Source organism: Anaerosporobacter sp. (assembly GCF_031551385.1).
Lineage (GTDB): Bacteria > Bacillota > Clostridia > Lachnospirales > Lachnospiraceae > Anaerosporobacter.
Genome location: NZ_JAVBNS010000190.1, coordinates 1 through 5,871, shown reverse-complemented (window position 1 = coordinate 5,871; position 5,871 = coordinate 1). Strand labels below are relative to the sequence as shown.

The 5,871-nt window shown below is 36.2% G+C and carries 3 protein-coding genes; 1 reads left to right on the top strand and 2 read right to left on the bottom strand.

Annotated elements, in window-relative coordinates:
• Positions 1–2,274: leucine--tRNA ligase (gene leuS, locus RMR19_RS15045; RefSeq protein WP_310604317.1), on the bottom strand; the 2,274-nt coding region annotated here is incomplete at its 3' end.
• Positions 2,275–2,818: 544 nt separating this feature from the next.
• A complete protein-coding gene (locus RMR19_RS15040) occupies positions 2,819–5,026 on the bottom strand; it encodes a HelD family protein (protein ID WP_310604316.1) in 2,208 nt (735 codons plus the stop codon).
• A gap of 380 nt (positions 5,027–5,406) precedes the next feature.
• On the opposite strand from RMR19_RS15040, the gene RMR19_RS15035 reads away from it, so the two are divergent.
• A partial coding sequence (locus RMR19_RS15035) for an aldose epimerase family protein (protein WP_442871545.1) occupies positions 5,407–5,871 on the top strand: 465 nt, incomplete at its 3' end.

The window sequence follows — 5,871 nt, the reverse complement described above, 5'->3', positions numbered from 1 at the left end:
GATTGTATCTTTTACCTTACCATTAATTTGAACTGCAATTTCAATTGTTGATTCAATTGTCTTTGCTTCATCCCACTCTGGCCAAGTTGTTTGATACAATTTACCACCATAGTTCATTGTTTCCCAAAGTTCTTCTGTCATATGAGAAGCAACTGGGTTCATCAATACTAATAGTGTTTTGAACTCTCCTCTTGTAACTTTTGAAACCTTGTAGAATTCATTTACAAGAGACATCATTGCTGCAATTGCTGTATTGAATTTAAGATTTTCAAAATCGTTACTTACTTTCTTAATTGTTTGATGCATCTTTGTTTCTAATTCCTTAGAATACTCATCGCCATCTACAATCATATCTTGAAGTTTCCAAACACGCTCAAGGAATCTTCTACAGCCTTTAACACCTTCTTGTGACCATGCAGCACTTAGTTCAAATGCTCCAACGAACATTTCGTAAGTACGAAGTGTATCTGCACCGAATTCATTTACGATATCATCTGGATTTACAACATTTCCACGAGATTTTGACATCTTCTCGCCGTTTTCTCCAAGAATCATACCATGAGAGGTTCTCTTCGCATAAGGTTCCTTCGTACTAACTAGACCTTGGTCATATAAGAATTTGTGCCAGAATCTTGAATATAGTAAATGAAGTGTTGTATGCTCCATACCACCATTGTACCAGTCTACTGGCATCCAGTAATCAAGTGCTTCCTTGCTTGCAAATGCTTCTGTATTCGTTGGATCAATATAACGTAAGAAATACCATGAAGACCCCGCCCATTGAGGCATTGTATCTGTTTCTCTCTTCGCTGGTTTTCCACATTTCGGACAAGTTGTGTTCACCCAGTCTGTCATATGAGCAAGTGGAGATTCTCCATTATCAGTTGGCTCATAGGATTCTACTTCTGGAAGTTGTAATGGTAATTCACTTTCTGGAATCGCAACAAATCCACAGCAATCACATTGAACAAGTGGAATTGGCTCTCCCCAATATCTTTGACGTGAGAATACCCAGTCTCTTAATTTAAAGTTTCTCTTCTTCTTACCAATGCCTTTTTCGCCAAGCCATTCAATAATCTTAACTTTTGCATCAGCTACTTCTAATCCGTTTAAGAAATCAGAATTTACTAATTGACCTGTTGCTGTATCTGTAAATGCTGCTTCATCAACGTTTCCGCCTGCAACTACTTCAATAATTGGAAGATTGAATTTCTTAGCAAATTCCCAGTCACGTTCATCATGTGCTGGAACTGCCATAATTGCACCTGTTCCGTATGTCATTAATACATAGTCTGAAATCCAAACTGGAACTTCTTTTCCGTTAACAGGGTTCGTTGCTGTAATTCCATCAATACAAACACCTGTCTTATCTTTTGCTAATTCTGTTCTCTCAAAATCAGATTTTTTAGCAGCCATTTCACGATATGCAATAATTTCATCATAGTTCTTGATTTCTTCTTTGTACTTATCAATCATCGGATGTTCTGGTGAAATTACCATGTAAGTTGCACCAAACAAGGTATCTGGTCTTGTTGTGTAGATACGTAAGCTCTCTTCTTTTCCTGTTAAGTTGAAATCAACTTCTGCACCTTCGCTACGTCCAATCCAGTTCTTTTGAGATACTTTAACTCGATCGATATAATCAACTTCATCAAGATCATCAATTAATTTATCTGCATATTCCGTGATTTTAAGCATCCATTGACTCTTAACTTTATGAACAACTTCACTTCCACAACGCTCACATGCACCATTTACTACTTCTTCATTGGCAAGACCTACCTTACAAGAAGTACACCAGTTAATTGGCATCTCTGATTTGTATGCTAAACCTTTTTCAAATAATTTAAGGAAAATCCACTGTGTCCATTTATAATAGTTTGAATCTGTTGTATTGATTTCACGATCCCAATCAAAAGAATAACCAAGGTTTTGTAATTGGTTCTTAAAGTTCGCTACATTTCTCTTTGTAACTTCTTTTGGATGGATATGATTTTGGATTGCATAGTTCTCTGTTGGAAGACCAAATGCATCCCAACCCATTGGATATAATACATTATATCCTTGCATTCTTCTCTTTCTTGCAATGATATCAAGTGCTGTATATGGTCTTGGATGACCTACATGAAGTCCTTGTCCTGATGGATAAGGGAATTCAACTAATGCATAGAACTTTGGTTTTGAATAATCATTTCCTGCTTGAAAGGCTTTCTCTGTTTCCCAGATGCCTTGCCATTTTTTCTCAATCACTTTTGGATTGTACATAACTGACATGATATTTCCTCCTTATATTTGAGCACAGCTTTGTGCACTATAGTACTAATTTTAATTGAATATCGAATGAATAAAAGAGTTTGCAACCATAGCGAAGGGTCTTAAATTTATAGGGCGCACTTTCCTATAAATCAAAAAAAGCCCTCTCGTCTCTATAACTCTAGAGGCGAAAAGGCTGTTAATCCATTCGTGGTACCACTCTAGTTCAGATTACTTATAGAAAAACAATGTATTGCTCTTTTTATAAGTCTTCTGCACTCATCGATCTATAACGGGATTTCCCGCCTTGACCTACTTCTTGAAGTTTTCATCTTTTTCATAGATAAAATGCTTTCATACATATGAATTACAATACTCATATGGTTCAATCAAGGAACTCCTAGGCGAGTTGGGAGCTGTATGTACTGTCTCACACCGACCGACAGTTCTCTGTAACACCATTGCTCTTAATACTCCTAATCTTTGTTCGTTCAATATTCATGCTAAGTTTTATTCTATAACATTACCTAGAATCTTGTCAAGGTCGAAATTTTGTATATCCCATTTAAAACCGTAATAGTTCCGACAACTCCCCATAATGTAACACATACAATTCATGCAACGCACGCGTTATCGCCACATATAATAACTTCGCATCTGCATCCGTATTGTTGTAACTTACCGTGTCTGGATTCCATAGAATTACCGTATCGAATTCGAGTCCCTTTGTCATATGAATTGGCAATACCATAACACCGTTTGTAAATACAAGCTCTTCCATGTCTTCCTTCCAAGGTTCTACTTCTATCTTATCCTTCAACGCATCGTATACTGCCTTTGTTTCCTCTACTGTTCTACAGATTATTGCAACGGTATCGTATTCTTTCTCTCTGATCTGCTTAATCAAAGAAACTGCTGCCTCAACATTTTCATCAAAATTCTTATGCTTTTCAACTACAACTTCCTGTCCATGACGAATAACAGGGTCAATCGCATATGTTTCAAAAGAACATTTTGCTAACACTTCACTTGCATAGTTAGAGATTTCAACCGTATTACGATAACTCTTTGCCAATGTATAGAACAGATCCTTTTCTGGTGAAAATACTTGCTCACGTAAGTCTCTCCAATCATTCATACCTGTATCATAATGAATATTCTGCGATATATCGCCCATAATCGTAAAGGTACACTCTGGAAACAGACGCTTTAGAATGCCGTATGCAATTACACCAAAATCCTGTGCCTCATCTACAACAATATGCTTTACATATTTAAAATCTACCGTGTCTCGTAGGTTTTTCTTTATGTAAGCAATTAGACCAAGGTCATATAAATCAATCTCTTTCCCTGCAAATGTATCTCTAAGGTATTGCAAGACTTCGATATTACTTGGAAGATTCACCCCTGCTGCCATGTATTTATTCGGATTGCTATACAAATCATCTAAGAAATCTTCATAGACTGCATATAAATCAATCTTCTCATTCTTTTTTCCAAAATAATTTCTATATAACTTACACTCCTGCCTTACGATTTCCTTCTCTTCCCCAAGAAGTTCATTCGCATTACGAATCTTTGTCTGCAGTCTTTTGTTCATCATATCGATTTTCTCTTGAAAAGAGTATTGTTTAAAGGTCTCTATAAACTGCCGAATCTCCTCTGGTGTATATAATGTCTTTCCTTTATATACAATCTCTTTCATAGGAATGTGACTAAATATATATTCCTTTAGGTACAGTTCCAATGCATCTAGTAGTTGCAGCGACCCCTTAAAATGTTTCGCTCCTGATTCAATTTCACTTGTACTTGTCATTCTTGCTTTCAAAAAGGCATCTGTCATCTTGTAACCTTTCTTCTTCGACATTTCCTTTTCTAAAAGTCCTTGGAAAAATTCCTGCATCGTCAATTGATTGATATTATATACATCAAGATTTGGCAGTACTCCTGTAATGTAATTCAGTAACATCTTATTACTTCCGATAATATAGAACTCATCCGAACGAAATTTTTCCTTAAAGTTATATAGTATATAGGAGATTCTATGCATTGCTACCGTCGTCTTTCCACTACCAGCAACACCTTGAACTACAATATTATGCCATGGAGTATCACGTATAATATCGTTTTGCTCTTTTTGAATTGTTGCAATGATTTCTCCTAATACTGCCTCTTTGTTCTTTCCTAAATATTTCGTAAGGAATTCATCATTCGCTATAACATTGGCATCATAGAAATCCCTTAAGACACCTTTACTAATCTCAAACGTTCTCTTCAATCCCAAGTCTACATATATTGTTTCTCCAAGTGGGGAAGGATAAGAGCTTTCTCCGATATCACTATCATAATATACACTCGCAATCGGTGCTCTCCAATCGACAATCATAATCTCCGATGGACTTTTCATTACACCATTCTTGCCTATATACAAAGAAAATTCCTTCTCTTCTCCATGCTCCATATAGTCAATTCGCCCAAAATACGGTTTATCCTGTGCTAGCAGATTCTTTCGCAACTCTTTTTCTGCCTGTGATTGCAAATCCATTCCTACTACCAATTCATTATGAAGCTCTGGATTATCCGAACGATAGTTATCATACATTTCCTTCGTCTGCTCCTGCATATCTTTTACTCTAGTTGATAGCATATCAATATTTCCTTGTATTACTTCCTCACAACTTGAAAGGTGTGCCTCCTCTTTTCTCCATTCTTCCTTGTCTCCTACCTCCATTTCTTCTAAATGATTCTTTGTTTCTTGTACTTCTTTGCTCATCGTTCTTCTCCTTTCATCCAAAACTCAATTCTACATTTTCTAAATGCAAATAAGGTGAGAACTTGGGCGTATTTGAAAACTGCTTGTATTGGTCTGCGCAGAACAGTACAATGAGTTTTCAAACACACCCTAGGCAGGTAATTTATTAATTTACTGGGTAATTGTTATCATACACGCATTTTTCAAATAATACTAGACTTTTATTATCCGGTATGTTACACTAGATACTGAAGTTTACGAAAAAATACTTTTGAAAGAGTCAGAATATTCTGACTCTTTTTTCTATGTAGATATTAGCTCTTCTTTGTGTCATACTTATTTATGTTAAAGCAATTGTGAAACTCGCAATTACTCATAACATCATAATAAGGAGGATTATAATGGGACAACATGTATTAAAAAACGAATTAATATCAATTACGGTTAATGACTTTGGTGCTGAACTATCTGCCATTGTTTCAGAGAAGACTGGACAATCCTATCTGTGGAATGCAGATCCAACATACTGGAAACGTCATTCACCAATCTTGTTCCCTATCGTTGGAAGCCTCAAGGGGAAAAGCTTTCAATATAATGGACTAGACTATTCTATGTCGCAACATGGCTTCGCAAGAGATATGGAGTTTGCATGTATCGAAGTGACTGAAACTTCTATTAAGCATAGATTAACAGCAACGGAAGAAACATTGCAACAATATCCATTTTTATTTGACCTTACTGTCACATATCAATTAAATGGCAATACGATTGAAGTGATTTGGGATGTGACGAATACCGATACCAAAGAGATGCATTTCTCCATTGGTGCTCATCCAGCGTTCTATTGCCCTCTCTCATCAAATGAG